19 protein-coding genes and 1 pseudogene are annotated in these 19,907 nt (G+C 71.8%); 16 read left to right on the top strand and 4 right to left on the bottom strand.

Features of this window, described 5'->3' with window-relative positions:
* Positions 1 to 193 (bottom strand): annotated as a pseudogene (locus ABT085_RS26805) (hypothetical protein); the annotation flags it as partial.
* Positions 194 to 570: 377 nt separating this feature from the next.
* Here ABT085_RS26805 and ABT085_RS26810 point away from each other — a divergent pair.
* A complete protein-coding gene (locus tag ABT085_RS26810) occupies positions 571 to 1,323 on the top strand; it encodes a hypothetical protein (RefSeq protein ID WP_351612966.1) in 753 nt (250 codons plus the stop codon).
* Here ABT085_RS26810 and ABT085_RS26815 read toward each other — a convergent pair.
* The gene (locus ABT085_RS26815) at positions 1,304 to 2,383 is read right to left on the bottom strand and encodes a zinc-dependent alcohol dehydrogenase family protein (protein ID WP_351612969.1); all 1,080 of its coding nucleotides are present in this window, start codon (positions 2,381 to 2,383) and stop codon (positions 1,304 to 1,306) included. The genes ABT085_RS26810 and ABT085_RS26815 overlap by 20 nt on opposite strands.
* Positions 2,384 to 2,669: 286 nt before the next feature.
* Between ABT085_RS26815 and ABT085_RS26820 the strand changes: the two genes are divergently transcribed.
* The 3 genes from ABT085_RS26820 (at position 2,670) to ABT085_RS26830 (ending at position 6,069) form a co-directional block, all read left to right on the top strand.
* Complete coding sequence (locus ABT085_RS26820) at positions 2,670 to 3,266, top strand: hypothetical protein (protein ID WP_351612972.1); 597 nt, start codon at positions 2,670 to 2,672, stop codon at positions 3,264 to 3,266.
* Positions 3,267 to 3,796: 530 nt separating this feature from the next.
* Entirely contained in the window at positions 3,797 to 4,324 is a 528-nt protein-coding gene (locus ABT085_RS26825; RefSeq protein WP_351612975.1) for a hypothetical protein, read from the top strand.
* A gap of 218 nt (positions 4,325 to 4,542) precedes the next feature.
* The gene (locus ABT085_RS26830; protein ID WP_351612977.1) at positions 4,543 to 6,069 is read left to right on the top strand and encodes an acyltransferase family protein; all 1,527 of its coding nucleotides are present in this window, start codon (positions 4,543 to 4,545) and stop codon (positions 6,067 to 6,069) included.
* 98 nt (positions 6,070 to 6,167) lie between these two features.
* Here the strand turns inward: ABT085_RS26830 and ku are convergent, their stop codons facing one another.
* Positions 6,168 to 7,328: a non-homologous end joining protein Ku gene (gene ku, locus ABT085_RS26835; protein ID WP_351612980.1), complete on the bottom strand. Its 1,161-nt coding sequence runs from the start codon at positions 7,326 to 7,328 to the stop codon at positions 6,168 to 6,170.
* Positions 7,329 to 7,480: 152 nt separating this feature from the next.
* Here ku and ligD point away from each other — a divergent pair, with 152 nt between their 5' ends.
* The gene (gene ligD / locus ABT085_RS26840; protein WP_351612983.1) at positions 7,481 to 8,362 is read left to right on the top strand and encodes a non-homologous end-joining DNA ligase; all 882 of its coding nucleotides are present in this window, start codon (positions 7,481 to 7,483) and stop codon (positions 8,360 to 8,362) included.
* Positions 8,363 to 8,503: 141 nt separating this feature from the next.
* Here the strand turns inward: ligD and ABT085_RS26845 are convergent, their stop codons facing one another.
* The gene (locus ABT085_RS26845) at positions 8,504 to 9,307 is read right to left on the bottom strand and encodes an NERD domain-containing protein (protein WP_351612986.1); all 804 of its coding nucleotides are present in this window, start codon (positions 9,305 to 9,307) and stop codon (positions 8,504 to 8,506) included.
* Positions 9,308 to 9,405: 98 nt separating this feature from the next.
* On the opposite strand from ABT085_RS26845, the gene ABT085_RS26850 reads away from it, so the two are divergent.
* The 11 genes from ABT085_RS26850 (at position 9,406) to ABT085_RS26900 (ending at position 19,838) form a co-directional block, all read left to right on the top strand.
* Positions 9,406 to 9,912 (top strand): protein-tyrosine phosphatase family protein, encoded by a 507-nt coding sequence (locus ABT085_RS26850; protein WP_351612989.1) that lies wholly within the window; start codon positions 9,406 to 9,408, stop codon positions 9,910 to 9,912.
* Positions 9,913 to 10,040: 128 nt separating this feature from the next.
* Positions 10,041 to 10,859 (top strand): hypothetical protein, encoded by an 819-nt coding sequence (locus tag ABT085_RS26855; protein WP_351612992.1) that lies wholly within the window; start codon positions 10,041 to 10,043, stop codon positions 10,857 to 10,859.
* The gene (locus ABT085_RS26860) at positions 10,856 to 12,136 is read left to right on the top strand and encodes an ATP-binding protein (protein ID WP_351612995.1); all 1,281 of its coding nucleotides are present in this window, start codon (positions 10,856 to 10,858) and stop codon (positions 12,134 to 12,136) included. The genes ABT085_RS26855 and ABT085_RS26860 overlap by 4 nt, the downstream gene beginning before the upstream one ends.
* A gap of 252 nt (positions 12,137 to 12,388) precedes the next feature.
* Positions 12,389 to 12,517 carry a hypothetical protein gene (locus ABT085_RS26865; RefSeq protein WP_351612997.1) on the top strand — a complete coding sequence of 43 codons (129 nt, stop codon included), beginning with the start codon at positions 12,389 to 12,391 and terminating at the stop codon, positions 12,515 to 12,517.
* A 46-nt stretch (positions 12,518 to 12,563) separates the two neighbouring features.
* On the top strand, positions 12,564 to 13,937 hold the full coding sequence (locus ABT085_RS26870; protein WP_351613000.1) for an FtsW/RodA/SpoVE family cell cycle protein: 1,374 nt from the start codon (positions 12,564 to 12,566) through the stop codon (positions 13,935 to 13,937).
* Positions 13,938 to 14,019: 82 nt separating this feature from the next.
* The gene (locus tag ABT085_RS26875; RefSeq protein ID WP_351613003.1) at positions 14,020 to 15,477 is read left to right on the top strand and encodes a penicillin-binding transpeptidase domain-containing protein; all 1,458 of its coding nucleotides are present in this window, start codon (positions 14,020 to 14,022) and stop codon (positions 15,475 to 15,477) included.
* Between the two features lie 121 nt (positions 15,478 to 15,598).
* Positions 15,599 to 16,117, top strand: coding sequence for a DUF3291 domain-containing protein (locus tag ABT085_RS26880; protein WP_351613006.1), 519 nt, complete (start codon positions 15,599 to 15,601; stop codon positions 16,115 to 16,117).
* 101 nt (positions 16,118 to 16,218) lie between these two features.
* Positions 16,219 to 17,157 carry an AurF N-oxygenase family protein gene (locus ABT085_RS26885; RefSeq protein WP_351613008.1) on the top strand — a complete coding sequence of 313 codons (939 nt, stop codon included), beginning with the start codon at positions 16,219 to 16,221 and terminating at the stop codon, positions 17,155 to 17,157.
* Between the two features lie 108 nt (positions 17,158 to 17,265).
* Positions 17,266 to 17,922, top strand: coding sequence for a TetR/AcrR family transcriptional regulator (locus ABT085_RS26890; RefSeq protein ID WP_351613011.1), 657 nt, complete (start codon positions 17,266 to 17,268; stop codon positions 17,920 to 17,922).
* Between the two features lie 10 nt (positions 17,923 to 17,932).
* A complete protein-coding gene (locus ABT085_RS26895; protein ID WP_502982813.1) occupies positions 17,933 to 18,226 on the top strand; it encodes a DUF8847 domain-containing protein in 294 nt (97 codons plus the stop codon).
* A gap of 232 nt (positions 18,227 to 18,458) precedes the next feature.
* Positions 18,459 to 19,838, top strand: a complete 1,380-nt coding sequence (locus ABT085_RS26900) for a C40 family peptidase (RefSeq protein WP_351613017.1) — start codon at positions 18,459 to 18,461, stop codon at positions 19,836 to 19,838.
* Positions 19,839 to 19,907: the final 69 nt, after the last annotated feature.

The raw sequence follows: 19,907 nt of genomic DNA on the forward strand, positions 1-19,907 counted from the left end.
GGTGGGGGGTGGCGGTCGCGGCGTCCGCCGTCGCCGCGGCGACGGCGAGCGAACGTTCGGAGGAGGCAGCGGCGGCGGTGCCGGTGGTGGCGGTGGTCTGTCCGCCGGCCGCCGCGGCGGGCAGGTCGGCGGACCGCGACGGCGAGGAGCAGCCGGCGGCGAGGAGGAGGGCGGCCGTGGTCAGTAAGGGCATGAGGGCACGCGTGTGCCCACGCCTCGTGCGTCTGCGCAAGGTCAAGTCCTGAGGGGGGTGGTGGGGGGTGGCAAAGGGAAAACCGTCACCGGCGCGTCCTACTGACGAGTACTACCGGTCGGTAATGAGGCATGAGCATGGCATGGGAAGTTCATGGGTGCTCCACGATCCGGCCACAGGCGGTTGTGATCTGTGCCACGAGATTCGTGTCAGTTCGCCCTGGTGGCCACCTGCTCCACCGTCACATCCGGACGCGGTTCCTCGCGCCCCGCACGACGTCGTGCAGCAGGCCCGGCTTCCTCGCCGGCGAGCTGTCCCCCGGCCTCTCAGGGCACCGCGGTGCCGGGTCGCGCTCGGGTGCTGCTTGGATCGCCGGTATGACGGACTGGGGTCGGCTCCACCACGCTTATGGCACCGCGGAAGACATTCCCGGGCTGCTCGACGCAGTGCGTCCAGACCCGAAGGATCCCGGCTGGGACGCGCTCTGGTCCCGGCTGTGCCATCAGGGCACCGTCTACCCGGCGAGTTACGCGGCCTTGCCCGCTCTGACCGAGATGGCGCGCCGATGGTCGGTCGCTGACCGGCAGATGCCGCTGGCCCTCGCCGGCTCCATCGTGGCCGGCACGGATCAGCCCTTCGGCGACGACGATCCCCAAGTGGCCTACGCCTCCCAGATATCCGAGCTGGCGCGGCTGACCGAGGAAGCCCTTCAGGACCCGGAGCACACCGGCGATCCCGGCACTTACGTCCACCTGCTCGGCACGCTGCTCAGCTTCCAGGGCGTCGAGGTCTGGAGCGAGGAACTCGACGGACTGAACGACGAGGAGTACGAGGTGCCCTGCCCCTCGTGCGCGACGGAGAACTTCATCGTCCTCGGCGAGCACGGCTTCTTCTCGACCACCGACAGCATGTACATGAAGCCGTCAGCCGCCGCCGCGAAGCAGGTGCCGCTGCGCCCACGGGACCCCGCGGCCCTGGAAGGAATCGGCCGGAAACTCCACTCCCGCGCGCTCACGGACGGCTACCCGGACGTCGCGCACCAATTGACCTACGTTTTCGGAGACGCACAGTGCGCCGAGTGCGACGTGACCTTCAGCATCGAGGAAGCGATCATCTCCCGGCAGTACTGATGGCGCCTTCCTCGAAGAGGAAGAACGGCTTGGCGCCGCGGGCGGGGGTTTCGGCCAGCGCGATGGCTTCGGTGAAGCGTTCCAGCGGGAACGGGCAGCCCTCCGGGATGGTCAGGACGCCGTCGGTGACGAGGGTGCGGACCTCGGACAGGGCGTCCAGGGCGTCCGCGGGCGAGGTGGTGCCGAACCAGCGGTTCAGCCAGAATCCACGGACCGTCTTGGTCTCGTAGATCACCGAGCGTGCGGACAACGGGATCGTCAGCGCTGCCGGGTCGGTCTGCCGGTGGGTGGAGAGCGCGCCGTAGACCACGACCTCGCCTCCCGGAGCCAGTGCCTGGGACACCTGGGCACCCACGTCGCCCGCGACACAGTCGAGGGCCTTGCGCACGCCGACCGTTCCCGCGATCTCTGCCACGCGCTGCACCAGGTCCTCGTCCGCCGTGCAGACGACCTCGTCACCACCGAGCGCCTTGATCTCCTCGACGGCGTCGCGCCGTCGGACGACATTGATCGTGGGAATGCCCAGATGCCGGGCCAGCTGGATGACGAGCCTGCCGACGGTGGAGCCCGCGGCCGTCTGCAACAGCCACTCCCCCGGCTGTACGTCGAGTTCGCGGGCCACCAGGAGCAGTGCGGTCAACGGGTTGACGGCGAGTTGGCAGGCGTCGGAGTCGCTCAGCCGGCCGGACACCGGCAGGAGCCTTCGCGTGTCGGCGACGAGGTACTCCTGCCAGGTACCGGTCGCGCGCGCCCCGGGTACCGCCGGGATCGCGGCGTGCACCACGCGCTCGCCGATGCTCAGCGCGCCGGCGTCCGGGCCGAGGGCCTCGATCCGGCCCACGCACTCCATGTGGCCCCCGACAGCGGGAAACTCCGGGGAGAAACCGTAGCGGCCACGCAGCACATGCAGATCGCTGGCGTGGACCGGAGTCGCCTTCACCCGGATCAACGCCTGACCGGCTTCCGGTGTGGGGACAGGGCGGGATTCCAGTCGCAGGACATCGCCCGGTTCGCCGACCTTCTCGGCCACGAGCGCGCTCATGGTGGGGGGCATGGACATGGGATCTCTCCTTCAGCCGGGCTCGGCGTCCGCCGGACAGCGCAGCGGAAGAGTGCTCCTCGGGGCACGATCCCGTTCGGAGCCGAGTCCTCTCGTTCGGAGCCGAGTCCTTCCGTTCGGAGCCGGGTCCTCCTTCAGTCATTATCCGGCCGCTCCGCCGAGGGGCCGACTCCAGCGGCCGGCCCCCTGTGCGTCCGTGTGTGCTCCGGGGATGGGAATCGCACCGGTTCTCGGCCACAGTGGACGTGCTCGACCGAGGGGAAGCCGTGGCGGGGGAGGTGGACCGATGACGCAGCCCGGTCTGTTCGAGCGGGAAGCCGTCGTGGTGGAGCAGCCGAGGCGTTCCTGGTGGCGCAGACACACGGGCCCCGACCTGACCGTGTCCTCCCTGGACGGGATCCCGCTCGCCCTGGTCACGCACATCGACGACACGCTCTCCGTCCTCACCGAGGTCTCCGGGGAGTACGTCGTCCGTATCGACAGGCGCTCGCGGTCCGGACCGTTCGAGCAGTTCGCGCCGACGCGGTTCCACTTCGTCGACGCGGCAGGCCGGGAGGTCGGAACCGCCGGTGCCCGTGGGCTCGTCAAGACCCGGCAGTTGAGCCTGCGGACGGAGCAGGGGCGCCGGCTCTTCCTCACCCGGCTGGGAAACCTGGGCCTCGAATGGCATCTCACGGAGACGGAGACGGATCCGGATGAGGGTCCGGCGGCGGGGATCCTCGGCCGGGTCACGGTGAGCACCGTCGACAGATGGTTCGGGCTGCAGCGGTACGTGGTCGAGACGGACCCTGGCCTGGACGTCTCCGAACGGCGGACCGTCGTCGCCTCGGTCGTCTGTCTGCACCTGCTCCGCCGACCGCCGGGCGGCAACGGGCCCGCTTGAGACGGGGACGGAGGCGGAGGCGGAAGCGGAAGGGTCGCTGTGCGTGCTCGACCGATCACGCGGCGGCTCGGGACGCCTGCCTCGCTCCCCTCAAGAGGGTTGCAAGGCAAGGCGGTTGGATTTTCGGTCTGGGCTGGACTGTCCGAGAGCCTGCGCATGCGCCCAAAGCTGCGGCGCGGGGCCCGGCTCCGGTGGACATGCCCGACAGGGCGTCGGAGCATGGAGGAGAGGGACAGCACACCGGTTCACCTGTGACCGCGTGGCCGACGTGCCCTGGACGCATGCGGTGGCCTCCGAGCCCCTGGGCAGGGTGCTCGCGCGCATCCCGGTTCGTACGTATCCCGGTTCGTACGTTCCCGGTTCGTACGTTCCCGGTTCGCACGTTCCCGGTTCGTACGCATTCGGGGTCGTACTCATTCCGGGTCGTCCGCACTCCGGGTCGTACGTATCCCGGTTCGTACGCATTCACCTCGCCCCCGGGGCCGCCACCGCATCCGGCGTGCCCCTTCCCGTTCTGGGAGGAATGAACGATGATCCGCACCCGCCGTCTCGCGCTGCTCGCCCCGATGGTCCTGTCGGCACTGGCTCTCGGGCCCGCCGTCACCGCTCACGGAGCGACAGGGCAGGCACCTGCCCCTGCCCCGGCAAAGGCCAGGTGTCTGCTCACGCAGGACACCGCCAACTCGAAGCCGGACAATCCGAGGTTCACCCTCTCCGCATCCGGTTTCCGGTCCAACACGGTGTCGTTCTCCGGCGGCAACGGCGGTGGCGCGGCGACGACCACGAACGGGTCCTTCACCGTCAACAACCTCGGGGCCGGCCGCTACGTGGCCGTCGGCAACATGGACGGCAGGGTGAACTGCGGCCGCACGCCCGAGGTCCCGAACGATCAGCAGGACGCCAAGGCCCAGTACAAGCAGGGGTTCACCGACGGCTTCAACGCGATCAAGCAGAGCTGTAGCGGGCCGATGCTGAGGAGCCTCACCGCGGTGAACCCGAACTACGCGGAAGGATTCAAGGACGGAGCCGCACTGGCTGCCGACAAGTTCTGCGACTAGGGACATGCCCTCGCAGACGCGGGCATCCGCGGAGGCGTCGGGAGTGTGAGCCGGTCTCGTCGGCCGTGGCCCGGTTGGGCCGCGGTCGGCTTCCCGTGCGCCGGCATCCCTGTGAACCCGTACGTGGGGTGCGGTGTTGGTGTCGCGGCGGCCACGGATTGGTTGCGACCGGGACTTATCGCCGTAAGCCCTTTCCCTCGCGGGCAGCATGACGGTCTATGAGCGATGGGCGGCTGAGGGACGGCAGGGACCGGTACGTCGACTTCCTGCGGGCGTGGGCCATTCTCCTTGTCGTGGGCGGCCATTGGCTGATCACGGCGCTCGTCCGCGAGCCGGGCGGGGAGATCCGTGCGCCCGAGTTGCTGGCCACCGTCCCCTGGACGCAGTGGCTGACCCTGGTGTTCCAGATCATGCCGCTCTTCTTCCTGGCCGGAGGGTACGCGGCGAGCGGCTCCTGGGGGCGGGCCCGGGCGGCGGGCGGGACCGTCGGGGGGTGGGTACGGCAGCGGGTGTTGCGGCTGTTGCTGCCGGCCGCCGTCTACAGCGCGATGGTGTTGTGCGCCCTGGGTGTCTGCGAGGCCGTCGGGGTGGACCGGGGCACGCTCGCGCTCGTGGGGTGGGCGATGGCCATGCAGTTCTGGTTCCTGCCGGTGTATCTGCTGCTCAGCGCCCTCACCCCGGCGCTGCACGCGGCGCATCGGCGGTGGGGACTGCTCGTACCCGTGGGACTGGGGGCATCGGCTGTGGTGGCCGACGTGCTGGCGGCCGGGCTTCATGTGCCGGTGGTCGGGCTGTTGGACTACCTGCTGGTGTGGGGTGTGGCGTATCAGCTCGGGTTCTGCTGGCGGGACGAGGGGACGGGCGGGGCGCGAAGCGCGGTGCGGGACGGACTGTCGAACGGGCGTCGCGCGGTACCGGCGGTCATGGCCGTCTGCGGCACACTGGCGTTCGTCGCGCTGGTCCGGTTCGGACCGTTCCCGGTCAGTCTGATCCTGGTGACCGGGCAGACGCCCAACAACACCGACCCTCCATCGGTGGCGATGCTCGCCTGGGCGGTCGCCCAGGTCGGGTGGTGCCTGCTCGCGGCGCCCGCGGTACGGCGGTTGCTGGAGCGCGAGCGGGTGTGGCGGGCGGTGCGGCCCCTGGGTGCCGTCGGGATGACGCTGTATCTCTGGCACATGCTGCCGGTGCTGGTCGCCGCCGCGGCCTTCTATCTGACCGGGATCGCGCCCCAGCCCGCGATCGGGTCGGTGGCGTGGTGGGGGTGGCGGGTGCCCTGGCTGCTGGTGCTCGGGGTGGTGCTGGTGGGGGTGGTGTGGGCGTTGCGGCCGCTGGATCGGGGTCTGGACCGGGGGCAGGCGGCACTCCGCGCTCGGGCCACCACCTCGTACGGCGGTCCCTACGGAAGTCCGGCCGGCGGTCCCGGCGGAAGTCCGGGCGACGGCTCGGACGGCGGCTCGCGTGGGGCGGCCTGGCTGCTGTGGCCCGGCCTCGGTGCCGCTGTCGCCGCCCTGGGTTACTTCGCCGGGCATGGCTTCGCGTACGACGGACGGTTCCCGGTGCTGCCCGCGCTGGGACTGGCGGCGGGGGTGGCGCTGGTGACGGCGGCCGGCCGGGCGGAGCCGCACCGGGAACATGGAAGCGAGCGAGAGCGGAGCGGCGGAATCCCGATGGGTGCCCGGGGTGCGGCGGGCACGGCGGATCCGCAGGGGGCCGTGGACGGAACTCCCGGCGGCGTCGCCTGAGCCCAGAGCTCTGGCCCCTGGGCCCTGAGCTCTGATTCCTGGGCCCTAAGCTCTGATTCCTGGGCTCTGAGCTCGGCGTCCGGCGGGTTCGGGAGGCGTCAGGCCGTGCGTTTGCGGGCTGTCGTCTTCCTGGACGCCGACTTCCCGGCGGTCGCCTTGTCGGCCGCCTTCGCAGCGGTCTTGGCGGTTGACTTTCCGCTCGATCCCGCGGTCGATTTCCCAGTCGATCCCGTGGTCGGCTTCGCGGTCGATTTCGATGTCGTCCTGGCGGCGGTGGACTTGGCTGCCGTCTTCTTCGCCGGCTGGGCCGACTTCGACGTCGACTTCCTTGCCGGCGCGGAGGTTCCGGACGCCTTCTTCGACGCCGTCGTCGACTTCTTCCCCCCGGTCTCCTTGGGCTGGGACCGTGCCGTCCTGCGGGCTGTCGGAAGCTGTCTGACCTCCGCGTCCGCCGTCTCCGCCACCTCGCCCCCGGTCTCCCCGGTCCTGGACTCCCGGGCCGCGCGCACACTCTTCTCCAGTGCCGCCATCAGGTCGAGGACCTTGCCGCCCGTCGCCGGCTCCGGGGATTCCGGTGGCGCCTCCCCGGCCGCCTTCGCCGCGATGACCTGTTCCAGAGCCTCGCGGTACTCGTCGTGCAGGTCCGCCATGTCGACCTCACCGAGGGTGTCCATGAGGGCGTCCGCCAGGTCGAGCTCCTTGTCGTTGACGGTGACCGCGGTCTCCGGAGCGACGCCTTCCGGGGCGCGTACCTCGTCGGGCCAGAGCAGGCCGTGCATGGCGATGGCGTCCTCGACCACGCGCAGCATGCCCAGGCGCTCACGGCCGCGCAGCGCGAACTTGGCGATGGCCACCTTGTTGCTGCGCTTGAGGGCCTCGCGCAGCAGGGTGTACGGCTTGGCGGCCGGGGCTCCGCTCGCCGCGAGGTAGTACGCGCTTTCGAGGTGAAGGGGATCGATCCGGTCCGCCGGGACGAAGGCCACGATCTCGATCGTCCGCGCGGTGGGGATCGGCAGGTGGGACAGGTCGTCGTCGGTGATCGGGATGATCGTGCCGTCCGTGTCCTCGTACCCCTTGCCGATCTCCGCCGAGGCGACCTCGCGGTCCTCCAGCTCGCAGATCTTGCGGTACCGGATGCGGCCGCCGTCCTCGATGTGGAACTGACGGAAGGAGATCGAATGGCTCTCGGTGGCGTTCACCAGCTTGATGGGGATGCTCACCAGGCCGAACGAGATGGCTCCGTTCCAGATGGATCGCACGCGCCACGCCCTTTCGATCACTTCTGTCTCGACGGTCGGTCCTGTTTCGACGATCGGCGACGATCAGTCCTGTTTCGACGACCGGCTCTTCTTCGAGTTCCACTTGGCATGGTTTGCCATGAGACGCCAGGTCTCCATGGGATTCTCATCGTATGACGCCAATCACAGAGGTGGAGGGGCGGCGGCTCGCGCTCAGCAATCTCGACAAGGTGCTGTATCCGGCGTCCGGGTTCACCAAGGGCGAGGTGCTGCACTACTACGCGACGATCGCCGACGTCCTGTTGCCCCATCTGCGTGACCGGCCGGTCTCCTTCCTGCGGTACCCGGACGGGCCCGACGGGCAGGTCTTCTTCACCAAGAACGTGCCGCTGGGTACGCCCGAGTGGGTCACCACCGCCGAGGTGCCCAGGTCGGAGGGGCCCGCCCGGATGGTGCTCGTGCAGGACCTGGCCAGCCTGATGTGGGCCGCCAACCTCGTCACGGAGTTCCACACGCCCCAGTGGGTCGTCCAGGAGGCCGAGGCCGCCGACCGGATCGTCTTCGATCTCGATCCGGGCCCGCCGGCCACCGTCGTGGAGTGCTGCGAGGTCGCGCTGTGGCTGCGGGAGCGGCTGGCCGCCGACGGGATCGAGGCGTGCGCGAAGACCTCCGGATCGAAGGGGCTGCACCTGGTGGCGGGGGTGCGGGGGGCGTCGTCCGGGCGGGTGTCGGAGTACGCCAAGGAGCTCGCCGTCGAGGCGGAGCGGGCGATGCCGCGGCTGGTCGTCCACCGGATGACGCGGAGCCTGCGGCCCGGGAAGGTGTTCGTCGACTGGAGCCAGAACGCGGCGCGGAAGACGACGGCGGCTCCGTACACGCTGCGGGCGCGGGCGGAGCCGCTGGCTTCGGCGCCCGTGACCTGGGGCGAGGTCGAGGGGTGCGAGGCGCCGGCGCAGCTGACGTTCCGGGCGCCGGACATCGCGCCCCGTGTGCGGGACCACGGTGATCTGCTGGCCCCCGTGCTGGATGCGGAGCGGGCCGGTCCGCTGCCTTGACCGCCCCGTCCGCTGACTTGACCGCCTGGTCCGCTGCCTTGACCCCCGGTCGTCCTGACTACCCCGTCCGCCCGTCCGTGCTGACCACCCCGTCCGTCCTGACCGCTCCGTCCGTCCTGGCCCGGGGCCCCTGGAATCCGCTCAGACCCGCGCCCAGGTGCGCCGGTCCCGTGCCATCGCGTGCAGGGCCTCCACGTCCGCCGGTTTCAGCACCCCGCCCAGGCGGGCCAGGTTCGCGACTTCGGGATCCGTCAGGACACGGACCTCGCGGGGCGTGGTGGTGAAGCGCAGGCCGGCCGGACCCACCAGGGCCAGTACCGGGCGGACCTCGGCGGTCAGTGCGTAGGACGCCCGGTCGGCGTCGGCGCGCAGGCGGCGCAGCAGGGGCTGCGGCTCGCGCCGGCCCAGCGCGACCATGGGGTCGGCGACGAGCACCCGCTGCTTGCGGGCGTGCACCGCGTGGACCACGAACAGGCCCGCGGGGCCGATGGTCAGGTGGTGGACCCGGTCGCCGCCGGGCAGCGGGACGGAGTGCAGGGTGCGCCAGCCCGCGCCGTCGAGGTCGTCCAGGATGTCGCCGATCGTCTGTTCCGCCTCCAGCTCGCGGCGGCGCGGGTCCGGGCGCAGCCGGTGGGAGACGGCCGGGCTCCGGTCGAGGGCGATCAGCAGGGCCTCGCCCGGACGGTTGGGGGCGAGGTCGTCGTCCGGGGGCAGGGAGAGCCGGGCCAGCTCGGCGGGGGCGGGCACCGGGGGCGGGCCCACCGCGACGGGCCCGGTCAGGAAGGGCGTGAGGGCGTGGAGCACGTCGTCCCTGCGGTCCTCGCTGAGCAGGTTGACCCGGGCGGCCTCGCGGTCGTACCAGGCGATGTTCCGGCCGTCGGGGAGACGGACGTACAGCTGTTCCCGGCCGTGCCGCCAGATCGGTACGACGCGCAGTCCGCTCATGCACCATCACCCCTCGACCATGGGAACAGGCGGGGTGCTCCAGGGGCAAGAACCCGGATACCTTTGAGGGAGTTGGCCTGGCGGTCGGGAGGGCACTGTTGCGGACTCGCGGCAAGCAACCCGGTGTGCCCGCGCCGCAGAACCCGTGGAGCGAGATCGTACCGGGGCTGTGGATGGGCGGGCACGAGTTCCGGAACCGTTCCGGGCACCTGGAACTCGCTGTCGTACGGGACGAGTTCGACCTCGTCCAGACGCTGCTGCGGCTGCCGGGGCACGGCCCCGACGCCGGGATCGAGCACCATGTGTGGCCCATCCCGGACGGACCCCTGGACGGGACGCAGCTCGCGGGCGTGATGCGGCTGGCTCAGGCCGCGAGCGAGGCGCTGGACGAGGGGCGCAGGGTCCTCGTCCGCTGCTACCACGGCTACAACCGCTCGGGGCTCGTCGTGGCGCACGCGCTGGTCCGCCGGGGACACTCGGCCGACGAGGCGATACGGCTGATACGTTCCCGGCGCTCGCCCTGGGCGCTGCACAACGAACTGTTCGTCGCGTATCTGCGGGCCGGGCTGCCGACGGCCCGCCTGCTGGAGGACCTCGCCGAGTGAGCACCTCGCGGACGGACCGCAGCCGCCGGCGGTGCAGCGCGGGCTCGCTCGGGCCACCGGCCGCGCAAGATGAATTTTCATATGAATAAGGTGTACGCGGCCTCGCCGTCATCAGCCGCAGGAGTGCCGTGCGCCTCAGCCGACCCACCCGTACCGCCCTCGCCGTCCTGGCCGTCGCTCTGTCGGCGACCACGACGGCCTGTGGCGACGCCGGCGGGCTGCGTGCTGCCGGGGCGACCCCGACCGCGAACAGCCCGGCCCGGCTCTGGCCGGATCTGCCGCCGGCCTCGTCGCCCGCGTTCGACTTCGACGAGGCGGAGACGAAGACCGTGAAGGGCGTCGCCGTGCCGGGTGACGACATCCGCAGGGTGGATCCGGTGGCGGTCGTGCGGGCGGAGATCACGTCCGACCCCAACGACTACGCGGGCGCCGGGGCGCGCTACCACGGGACGGTGAGCGCGCTGGCCGACTGCGTCGAGGGCAGGCAGAAGGCGACCTGGGCACAGCCGAAGGGCTGCCCCGTGCTCCAGCCGTACTACCGGGACCTGACCGGCGACGGGCACGACGACCTGACGCTGGGTTTCCGGCTGCTGCCCGGCGAGCTGACCGCCGTACGCGTCTACACCGTCGAGAAGCACCGTCTGGTGCAGGTGATGTCGTACGAGGACGCACTGAGCGCGGTCGAGCTGGCGGGGCGGTCCGTGATCGTCCGTTCGCCGTCGGAGGTCGCCGGGTACGAGTACCGCCTCCAGTGGACCTGGGACGCGCAGCAGAAGGCGATGCTGCTGACGCACGACGAGATGCTCCGCACCGGCGGGAGGTCGCCGTCCCCCAGGCACTCCTCGGCCTCGCGGTCCGCCCGGCCGTCGTCCGCCGCGCCGTCCGCCACCCCGCCGGCCTCGCCGTCCACCACCCGCTCCGCCGCCCTGTCGTCGAGTACGCCATGAGTGTGCTGAGCGCGGTGCGGCTTCCGCAGTGGGCCGGGACCCTGGCGGTGAAGGCCGCGGTGTTCATCATCGTGATGTGCTGCGCGCTCGCCGCGCTGCTCGGCGTCCTGGTGCACGTCCAGGTGACGGACCAGACCGTCGGCCAGGCCCGTGAGCTCGCGCTGTCCCGGCTGACGGACGCGACCCAGGCGTACGAGGCCGGGGACTCGCTGCTGCCGGGCGCCGCCGTCGACCCCGAGGGGCTGCCCGCGCCGCTGCGGGCGCTGGCGGCGCGCGGGGAGCGCGGCACGATGGTCGCCGATCACCGTGGCCGTCCCTCGATGTGGGCGGCGGGGCCCGCCGACGGCGGCCGGGCGCTGGCCGTCGAGGTCGACTACGCCCAGCAGGCGCGCACCATCGAGGGCCTGGACCGGGCGATCCTGTGGTCGTCGGGGCTGGCGATCGGGGCGACGGTGCTGGTGGGGGCGTTCGCGGTGACGCGGGTGGCGCGACGGCTGCACGCCACGGCACGGGTGGCCCGCCGGATCAGCGCGGGCGACCTGGACGCGCGGGTGGACGACCCCCGGGTGAAGGACCTGACACGTCCGCAGGACGAGGTGGCCGCGGTCGCCGTCGCGCTGGACACCATGGCGTCGTCGTTGCAGAGCAAGCTGCTGAGCGAGCAGCGGTTCACCGCGGACGTGGCGCACGAGCTGCGCACCCCGCTGACGGGGCTGCACGCGGCGGCCGAGCTGCTGCCCCCGGGACGGCCGACGGAGCTGGTGCGCGACCGGGTGGCGGCGCTGCGCACGCTCACCGAGGACCTGCTGGAGATCTCGCGACTGGACACCGGGCGCGAGCGGCTGGAGGCGGACACCGAGGACCTGGGCGCGCTGGCGGAGCGGGTGGTGCGCGGCTCCGGCACGGTCACGGAGGTCAGGATCGTGCGCGACGCGCGCGTGGAGACCGACCGGCGGCGGCTGGAGCGGGTGCTGGGCAACCTCGTGGCGAACGGGCACCGGCACGGACGGACACCGGTGGTGCTGACCGTGGACGGGCCGGTCGTCACCGTGCGGGACCACGGCGACGGCTATCCGGAGTACCTCGTGGCCCATGGGCCCCAGCGGTTCCGTACGGAGGGCGGGGCGAAGGGGCACGGCCTCGGCCTGACCATCGCGCTGGGCCAGTCCGAGGTGCTGGGTGCCCGGCTGGAGTTCGCCAACGCCCCGGACGGCGGGGCGCTGGCCCGGCTGACCCTTCCCTGGGCACCGGCACCGGAGGGCACCGGCCAGGACTGAGCGGACCGGTCAGGACCGCATGGCCCCTGGACCGGGCGGACCGGTCAGGACCGCATGGGCCCCTGGACCGGGCGGACCGGTCAGGACCGCATGGGCCGCCGGACCGGGCGGACGGGTTCGGGGGCTCCGAGCGGTCACGGTCATGCGCGCTCCCCGATGGCGCATCGTGACGGGCGTCGACGACACGCCGCTCCTAGTGTGGCGATCAGCGAGTTTCGCGCCTTTTCCCCGCCCTCTCATGGAGGTACCCGGATGTCCGTGCGCCGCGCCCTCGTCCATCCCGCCCTCGTCCGCCCCGCCGCGGTCCCCGCGGTCGGCGCCCGGGCCGCGGGCCCGGCCCGCCGCAGCGGCGACACCGGGTCCGCAGCACGCCGGTGCTGACTCCAGACAAGCCGGGAATCACGGTGCACATAGATATGTGCCGGGCATGACCTCGGCCGGAACAGCGACCGCCGCGCCCACCCGGGACCCCGCCCGCGTGGTGCGCCTCCCGCGACGCCGCGGCATCGAGCTGATCCTCATCGTCGTCGCCGTACTGCTGTCCGTGTACGGCTACTGCGCCGTCGGCCTGGCCCGCAACGGCGCCGTCCCGCCCGGGGCCGCGGGGTACGGTGCCGGACTCGGCGTGCTCGCCCTGCTGGCGCATGTGGCCGTGCGGCTGCGGGCGCCGTACGCCGATCCCCTGCTCCTGCCCATCGGCGTGCTGCTCAACGGGCTGGGGCTGGTGCTGATCTACCGGCTCGACCTGGAGACCCCGGGCGACCGGGCCGCGCCGACCCAGCTGGTGTGGTCGACGCTCGGCGTGGCGCTGTTCATCGCGGTCGTCCTGCTCCTGCGCGACCACCGCGTGCTCCAGCGGTACGCCTACGTCAGTGTCGTCGCCGCGCTCGCCCTGCTCACGCTCCCGATCTTCTTCCCGGCCCTCAACGGCGCCCGCATCTGGATCCGGATCGCCGGATTCTCCATCCAGCCGAGCGAGTTCGCGAAGGTGCTGCTGGCGGTGTTCTTCGCCGCGTACCTGGCCGACAACCGCAACGCCCTCGCCTACACGGGCCGGCCGGTGTGGCGGTTCCGCAGGATCCAGCTGCCCACCGGGCGGGTGCTCGGCCCGATCCTGGCCATCTGGCTGCTGAGCGTGGGCGTGCTGGTCCTGGAGCGCGATCTCGGGACCTCGCTGCTGTTCTTCGGCCTGTTCGTCGTCCTGCTGTACGTCGCCACCGGCCGTACCGGCTGGATCGCGGTCGGTCTGCTGCTCGCGTCGCTCGGCGCGGTCGCCGTCGGCCGGCTGGAGCCGCACGTGCACGGCAGGATCGAGGACTGGCTGGACCCGTTCGCGACGATCGAGGCGGGCCAGGGTCCGAACCAGCTGGCGCAGTCCCTGTTCGCCTTCGCGGCCGGCGGGGTGCTCGGGTCGGGCCTGGGCCTGGGGCACTCCATACTGATCGGCTTCGCGGCCAAGTCGGACTTCATCCTGGCCACGGCCGGCGAGGAGCTGGGCCTGGTGGGACTCTCCGCGATCTTCCTCCTCTACGGACTCCTGGTGGAGCGCGGCTACCGGGCCGGGCTCGCCCTTCGCGAGCCGTTCGGGCGGCTGCTCGCGGTGGGCCTGGCCTCGATCGTGGCGCTCCAGGTGTTCGTCATCGCGGGCGGGGTGACCGGCCTGATCCCGCTGACCGGCATGGCGATGCCGTTCCTGGCGCAGGGCGGCTCGTCGGTGGTGACCAACTGGGCGATCGTGGCGCTCCTGATCCGGGTCAGCGACTCGGCCCGCAGCCAGTACGACGGCCGGGTGGCGCCATGAACAGGTACGACGGTCGGGTGGCGAGTGAACAGACACGACAGCCGGATGGCGCCATGAACAGGTACGACGGTCGGGTGGCGCCATGACCAGGTACATCCGGCACGCGGCCGTCTTCTGTGTCCTGCTGCTGGCCGCGCTGCTCGTCAACGCCCTGCGCGTCCAGGTCTTCCAGGCCGGTCCCTACGACGGCAGCACGGCCAACCGCCGTGCCACGATCGCCCGTTACGGACAGCCGCGCGGCGACATCCTGGTCGGCGGCAGGCCGGTCACCGGCTCCCGGGACACCAGGGAGCAGCTCCGTTACGAACGCACGTACAGCGACGGCCCGTTGTACGCGCCCGTCACCGGCTTCGCCTCCCAGGAGTACGGCACGACACTGCTGGAGCACGCCGAGGACGGGGTGCTGGCGGGCACCGACCCGTTGCTCGCGCCGTTCCCGCTGTGGAGCGACCTGACCCGCGGCCTGCCGCCCGGTGGCAAGGTCGTCACCACCATCGACCCGGCGGCACAGCGGGCGGCGTACGCGGGACTGGCCGGGCGCAAGGGCGCGGTGGCGGCGATCGAGCCGTCGACCGGGCGGATCCTGGCACTGGTCTCCGCGCCCTCGTACGACCCGGCGGAGCTGTCGGGCAACCGGCAGGCGACGAAGGCGGCCTGGGAGCGGCTGAACCGCGACCCGGACAAGCCGATGCTCAACCGGGCGGTGCGCCAGACGTATCCGCCGGGTTCGACCTTCAAGGTGGTCACCGCGGCGGCGGCGCTGGACGCGGGCGTGGTCACCGACATGGACGAGTCGACCGACTCCCCCGACCCGTACACCCTGCCCGGGACGCGGACGTGGCTGACGAACGAGGGCGACGGCTGCCAGGACGCCCCGCTGCGGGAGGCCTTCAAGTGGTCGTGCAACACGGTCTTCGCGAAACTCGGGGTGGACGTGGGGGCGCGCGACATGGTGGCGACCGCGCAGGCCTTCGGCTTCAACGACACCGGGCTGCGGATCCCGTTCTCGGCGTCGACCAGCACCTTCGACACCAGCGTGGACCGGGCGCAGCTCGCGCTGTCGTCGATCGGCCAGTACAACACGCGGGCCACGCCGCTCCAGATGGCGATGGTCGCGGCGGCGGTGGCGAACGGGGGGCTGCTGCGGTCGCCGTACCTGGTGGAGCGGACCACCAGCCGCGGCGGCGGCACGGTGGCGTCGGCGGGTTCGCGCCCCGCACGGCAGGTGATGCAGCCGTCGACCGCGGTACAGATGCGGGAGCTGATGACCGACGTGGTCGAGGACGGCACGGGTACGAACGCGGCGATCCCCGGCGCGACGGTCGGCGGCAAGACCGGTACCGCGCAGCACGGCCTCGGCAACTCCGGCATTCCGTATGCCTGGTTCGTGTCGTGGGCGCAGGGCGATCGGGATCCGGAGCCGAAGGTCGCGGTGGCGGTGGTGGTGGAGGACGCGTCGGCGAACCGCGGGGAGATCAGCGGGGGCGGCGACGCGGCACCGATCGCTCGGGAGGTCATGCGGGCGGTGCTGTCCGGGTAAGTGGCCCTGAAGTAGGCGGAGTTGGGGCGGGTGGTGCCGGAGTGAGCGGAGTCGGGCGAGCGGTGTTCGGTGGGTGAGACGGGGGTACTGGCCCGGTACAGGTCCGTCCTACCTTTCGCTCATGACTGAAGCCGCCGAGAACACCGTGTACGAACTCGCCCAGGTCAACATCGCCCGCCTCAAGTTTCCGCTGGAATCTCCCGAGTTGAAGGACTTCGTCGACGCCCTCGACCCGGTGAACGCCGTCGCCGACGCCGCCGGCGGATTCGTCTGGCGACTGGAGAGCGACTCGGGGAACGCGACGGACATCCCGTTCTTCGGGGACGACTGGCTGATCGTCAACATGTCCGTGTGGCGCGACACCGACACACTGACCGCCTTCATGTACCAGGGGCAGCACCGGGAGCTGCTGGCCCGGCGCCGCGAGTGGTTCGAGCGGGTCGAGGAGGCCATGACGACCCTGTGGTGGGTCCCGTCGGGCCACCGGCCGACCGTCGCGGAGGCGGAGGACCGGCTGCGGCATCTGCGGGCGCACGGGGAGACGCCGTACGCGTTCACCCTGCGGACGACGTACCCTCCGCAGGCGGCGGCACCGCTGCCGGAGCCGGAGGCGGAGCCGGCGGAGCGGGTCCGCACGTAGACACGGAGTCAACAAGTACTGCGCAAGGGATTGACGACCTTGCTGACAGGCAGTCTCATAAGTTCGGTAGACGTGACCCCGGGCAACGAGGTGGGACAGCCATGACGACCCTGACGGAAGCCGACGCGCTCGACGGTGTGCGCGATGCGCTCGGGCTCCTCAAGGACCGCGAGCAGGTGGCCGAACGCCTGCTCGCGTCGTCCGCCAAGCACTCCTTCGACCCGGACCGGGAGCTGGACTGGGACGCGCCCTTCGAGGAGGGCAAGTGGTACTGGCCGCCGGAGCTGCTGTCGCTGTACGACACCCCGCTGTGGAAGCGGATGGGCGAGGAACAGCGGATCCTGCTCTCGCAGCACGAGGCGGCCGCGCTGGCCTCGCTCGGCATCTGGTTCGAGATCATCCTCATGCAGCTGCTGGTCCGGCACATCTACGACAAGGCGGCGACGAGCGCGCACGTGCGGTACGCGCTGACCGAGATCGAGGACGAGTGCCGGCACTCGAAGATGTTCGCCCGGCTGATCGAGCGCGGCGACGCGCCCTGGTACCCGGTCAGCCGGGGGCACCAGCGGCTCGGACGGGTGTTCAAGACGATCTCCACCACACCCGGATCGTTCACGGCGACGCTGCTCGGCGAGGAGGTCCTCGACTGGATGCAGCGGCTGACCTTCCCCGACGAGCGGGTGCAGCCGCTGGTCCGGGGCGTGACGCGGATCCACGTGGTGGAGGAGGCGCGGCACGTACGGTACGCCCGCGAGGAGCTGCGTCGGCAGATGGTGACCGCGCCGAAGTGGTCCCAGGAGTTCACCCGGGTCACCTCCGGCGAGTTCGCCCGGGTGTTCTCGGTCGCCTTCGTCAATCCCGAGGTCTACACGAATGTGGGGCTCGACAAGCGGGAGGCGATCGCCCAGGTGAAGGCCAGCGGGCACCGGCGGGAGATCATGCAGACGGGGTCGAAGCGGCTGACGGACTTCCTCGACGACATCGGGGTGCTGCGGGGCGTGGGGCGCCGGCTGTGGAAGTCCTCGGGGCTGCTGGCGTAACGGACGGCCGGTCCGGTGGCCGGTTCCTGGACACCGGGGTCCGGTGGCCGGTCGGGTGGCCGGTCCGGGAACCGGTGGCCGGGCCGGGCAGCGATTACCCTGCCGGTCATGACCCCCTCAGCGCCCACCCCCGCCTACCGCCGTCTGAGCGTCGAGGAGCGTCGCAGCCAGCTGCTCGACTCCGCCCTGTCCCTCTTCGCGCACCGGGCACCGGAGGAGGTGTCGCTGGACGACGTGGCGGAGGCGGCCGGGGTCTCGCGCCCGCTGGTGTACCGGTACTTCCCGGGCGGCAAGCAGCAGCTCTACGAGGCCGCCCTCAGGTCCGCCGCGGACGAGCTGCAACTCTGCTTCGACGAGCCCCGGCAGGGCCCGCTGCTGCCCCGGCTGTCCCGCGCCCTGGACCGCTATCTCGCCTTCGTCGACCAGCACGACGCCGGGTTCAGCGCGCTGCTCCAGGGCGGGAGCGTGGTGGAGACGTCCCGGACCACCGCCATCGTGGACGGGGTGCGCCGGGCCGCCGCCGAGCACATCCTCAGTCACCTCGGCGTCGGCGACCCCGGACCCCGGCTGCGGATGACCGTCCGGATGTGGATCACCGCGGTGGAGGCGGCCTCGCTCATCTGGCTCGACGAGAACAAGGAGCCGCCCGCCGACGAGCTGCGGGACTGGCTCGTGGAGCAGTTCGTCGCCGTGCTGGCGGTCACCGCCCGGCGGGACCCGCAGACCGAGGCGCTCGTGCGCGCCGTCCTCGGGGCGGATGGCTGACACTGGTGCCGTGAAGAGCCAAGACACCCCCTTCGAGGGCGGCCCCATGGACGGGCGCGTCCTGCCCGTGCTGCTCGGGCCCACCGGGCATCCGCCGAAGACGTACCGCATCCCCGTGCCGGACGCGGCCGGCGGCGCGCCCACCGTGCTGGTGTACCGGCGCGTGCCCCGGGGGCAGGGCAAGCTGCTCGGGCTGCACCAGGGATGGAAGTACACATTCGACCCGGAGGGGAAGAAGAGCGGCCGGCCGAAGTGGCCCTGGTCCAAGCCGGACACCGCCCAGGACACCACGCCGGACGTCTAGGACCTGCGGCTCGCCCGCAGGACGGGACACTCCGCTCCCCCGGGCGCGCCCGCGGTACGCCCGGCCGGCGGCGATCCACACACCACGCCGGACGGCAAGCCGGACGACCCGTACGGGTGACCTCGTTGCGCCGGTCCGCGCATACTCCGTTCCTGAAACACGCAGGGTTATCTGATCATCACGGTACGGAGGCGGGCGGACCGGCCGTCTGCTCCGCGCCGGAGGTGATGAGGTGTCAGGAAGGTTTCTGCGTCTGGCCTGTACGGCGGCGGTCGCCGCCCAGCTCGCCCTCGTACCCCAGTCCGTGGCGGCCCTCCCCGGCCCCGGGACAGCCACCGCAGGCCCCGGGGCGACCGCCACAAGTCCCGGTGCGGCCACAGCGGACCCCGGGACGGTCGCCGCGAGCCCCGGGACAGTCACCGCAAGTCCCGGTGCAGCCACCGCAAGTCCCGAGAAGCGTTCCGTCGCCGAGCTGCTGACGGACCTTCAGCAGCTCTACCTCGCGACGGAGAAGGCCACCGAGACCTACAACGCCACCGAGGAGCAGCTGAAGAAGCAGCGCACCCATGCCGACCGGCTGGACGCCGAACTGGACCGGGTGCGGCTGTCGCTGGACGAGAGCAGGGACGAGGCGGCACGGCTGGCCCGCCAGCAGTACCAGGGCAGCGCCGGCGTCTCGCCGTACCTGCGCCTGCTGCTCGCCCGCGACCCGCAGCACGCGCTCGACGAGGGCCATGTGCTCGCACGGCTGGCCCGCGAACAGACGCTGACCGTGGGGCGGCTGACCGGGAACGAGCGCAGAAGCCGTGAGCTGGCCCGCAAGGCCCGTACCGCCTTCTACACCCAGCGCACGCTCACCGAACGGCGCAAGAAGGAGCGCGACGACGTGCAAACCCGGCTCGCGGCCGTCGAGCAACTGCTCGCCTCGCTCAGCGCCGAACAGCTGTCCTCGCTGGCCGAGTTCGAGCGGACCGGGATCGCGAAGGCACAGGACGAGCTGATCACCTCCGGCGCGCTCGGCACAGGCGTCGAGCGGAAGCCGACGCAGGCGGGCGAGGAGGCGGTGCGCTATGCCGTGCGGCAGCTCGGGAAGCCGTACGAGTGGGGCGCGGAGGGTCCGAAGTCGTACGACTGCTCGGGGCTGACCTCGCGCGCCTGGCAGGACGCCGGGACGGTGATTCCGCGCACCAGCCAGGAGCAGTGGGCGCGGCTGCCCCGGATCCCGCTCACCGAGCTGCGCCCCGGTGACCTCGTGGTCTACTTCCCCGAGGCGACCCATGTGGCGATGTATCTCGGCCACGGCATGGTGGTCCAGGCGCCCCGCCCCGGCGCGCGGGTGAAGGTCTCCCCGCTGGCCGCCAATCCGGTGCTGGGCGCCGTACGGCCCGATCCCGCGGGCAGGCCGCTGGTGAGCTACACACCGCCGGAACTCCCCGACCACGCCCTCGACGGCACGAACGAGGGATACGCCCCAGCAACGCCCCCGCAGCCGTCGGCCTCGCAGCCGACCGCCCCGCAGCCGGCCGCACCCCGCCCGTCCGTCGTGCAGCCGGCCGCAGCGCCCCGGCCGTCCGCGTCACAGCCGCCCGCGCCGCAGCCGTCCGTCCCGTAGCCGGCCGAGCGCGGCCGCCCGGGGTGGTGCTGCCGCACAGGTGCGGGTCCCCGACAGCACGTCGGGGAC

Origin of the sequence: Streptomyces sp. NPDC002265 (assembly GCF_040296125.1) — a bacterium.
Lineage (GTDB): Bacteria > Actinomycetota > Actinomycetes > Streptomycetales > Streptomycetaceae > Streptomyces.

What these genes read in the sequence shown, in the direction of transcription:
- ABT085_RS26865 (WP_351612997.1), top strand. Translation starts at nt 12,389, where the DNA reads ATGTCCGTGCGCCGCGCCCTCGTCCATCCCGCCCTCGTCCGCCCCGCC.
- ABT085_RS26830 (WP_351612977.1), top strand. Translation starts at nt 4,543, where the DNA reads ATGAGCGATGGGCGGCTGAGGGACGGCAGGGACCGGTACGTCGACTTC.
- ABT085_RS26870 (WP_351613000.1), top strand. Translation starts at nt 12,564, where the DNA reads ATGACCTCGGCCGGAACAGCGACCGCCGCGCCCACCCGGGACCCCGCC.
- ABT085_RS26890 (WP_351613011.1), top strand. Translation starts at nt 17,266, where the DNA reads ATGACCCCCTCAGCGCCCACCCCCGCCTACCGCCGTCTGAGCGTCGAG.
- ABT085_RS26875 (WP_351613003.1), top strand. Translation starts at nt 14,020, where the DNA reads ATGACCAGGTACATCCGGCACGCGGCCGTCTTCTGTGTCCTGCTGCTG.
- ABT085_RS26885 (WP_351613008.1), top strand. Translation starts at nt 16,219, where the DNA reads ATGACGACCCTGACGGAAGCCGACGCGCTCGACGGTGTGCGCGATGCG.
- ABT085_RS26820 (WP_351612972.1), top strand. Translation starts at nt 2,670, where the DNA reads ATGACGCAGCCCGGTCTGTTCGAGCGGGAAGCCGTCGTGGTGGAGCAG.
- ABT085_RS26810 (WP_351612966.1), top strand. Translation starts at nt 571, where the DNA reads ATGACGGACTGGGGTCGGCTCCACCACGCTTATGGCACCGCGGAAGAC.
- ABT085_RS26880 (WP_351613006.1), top strand. Translation starts at nt 15,599, where the DNA reads ATGACTGAAGCCGCCGAGAACACCGTGTACGAACTCGCCCAGGTCAAC.
- ligD (WP_351612983.1), top strand. Translation starts at nt 7,481, where the DNA reads ATGACGCCAATCACAGAGGTGGAGGGGCGGCGGCTCGCGCTCAGCAAT.
- ABT085_RS26815 (WP_351612969.1), bottom strand. Translation starts at nt 2,383, where the DNA reads ATGTCCATGCCCCCCACCATGAGCGCGCTCGTGGCCGAGAAGGTCGGC.
- ABT085_RS26860 (WP_351612995.1), top strand. Translation starts at nt 10,856, where the DNA reads ATGAGTGTGCTGAGCGCGGTGCGGCTTCCGCAGTGGGCCGGGACCCTG.
- ABT085_RS26845 (WP_351612986.1), bottom strand. Translation starts at nt 9,307, where the DNA reads ATGAGCGGACTGCGCGTCGTACCGATCTGGCGGCACGGCCGGGAACAG.
- ABT085_RS26825 (WP_351612975.1), top strand. Translation starts at nt 3,797, where the DNA reads ATGATCCGCACCCGCCGTCTCGCGCTGCTCGCCCCGATGGTCCTGTCG.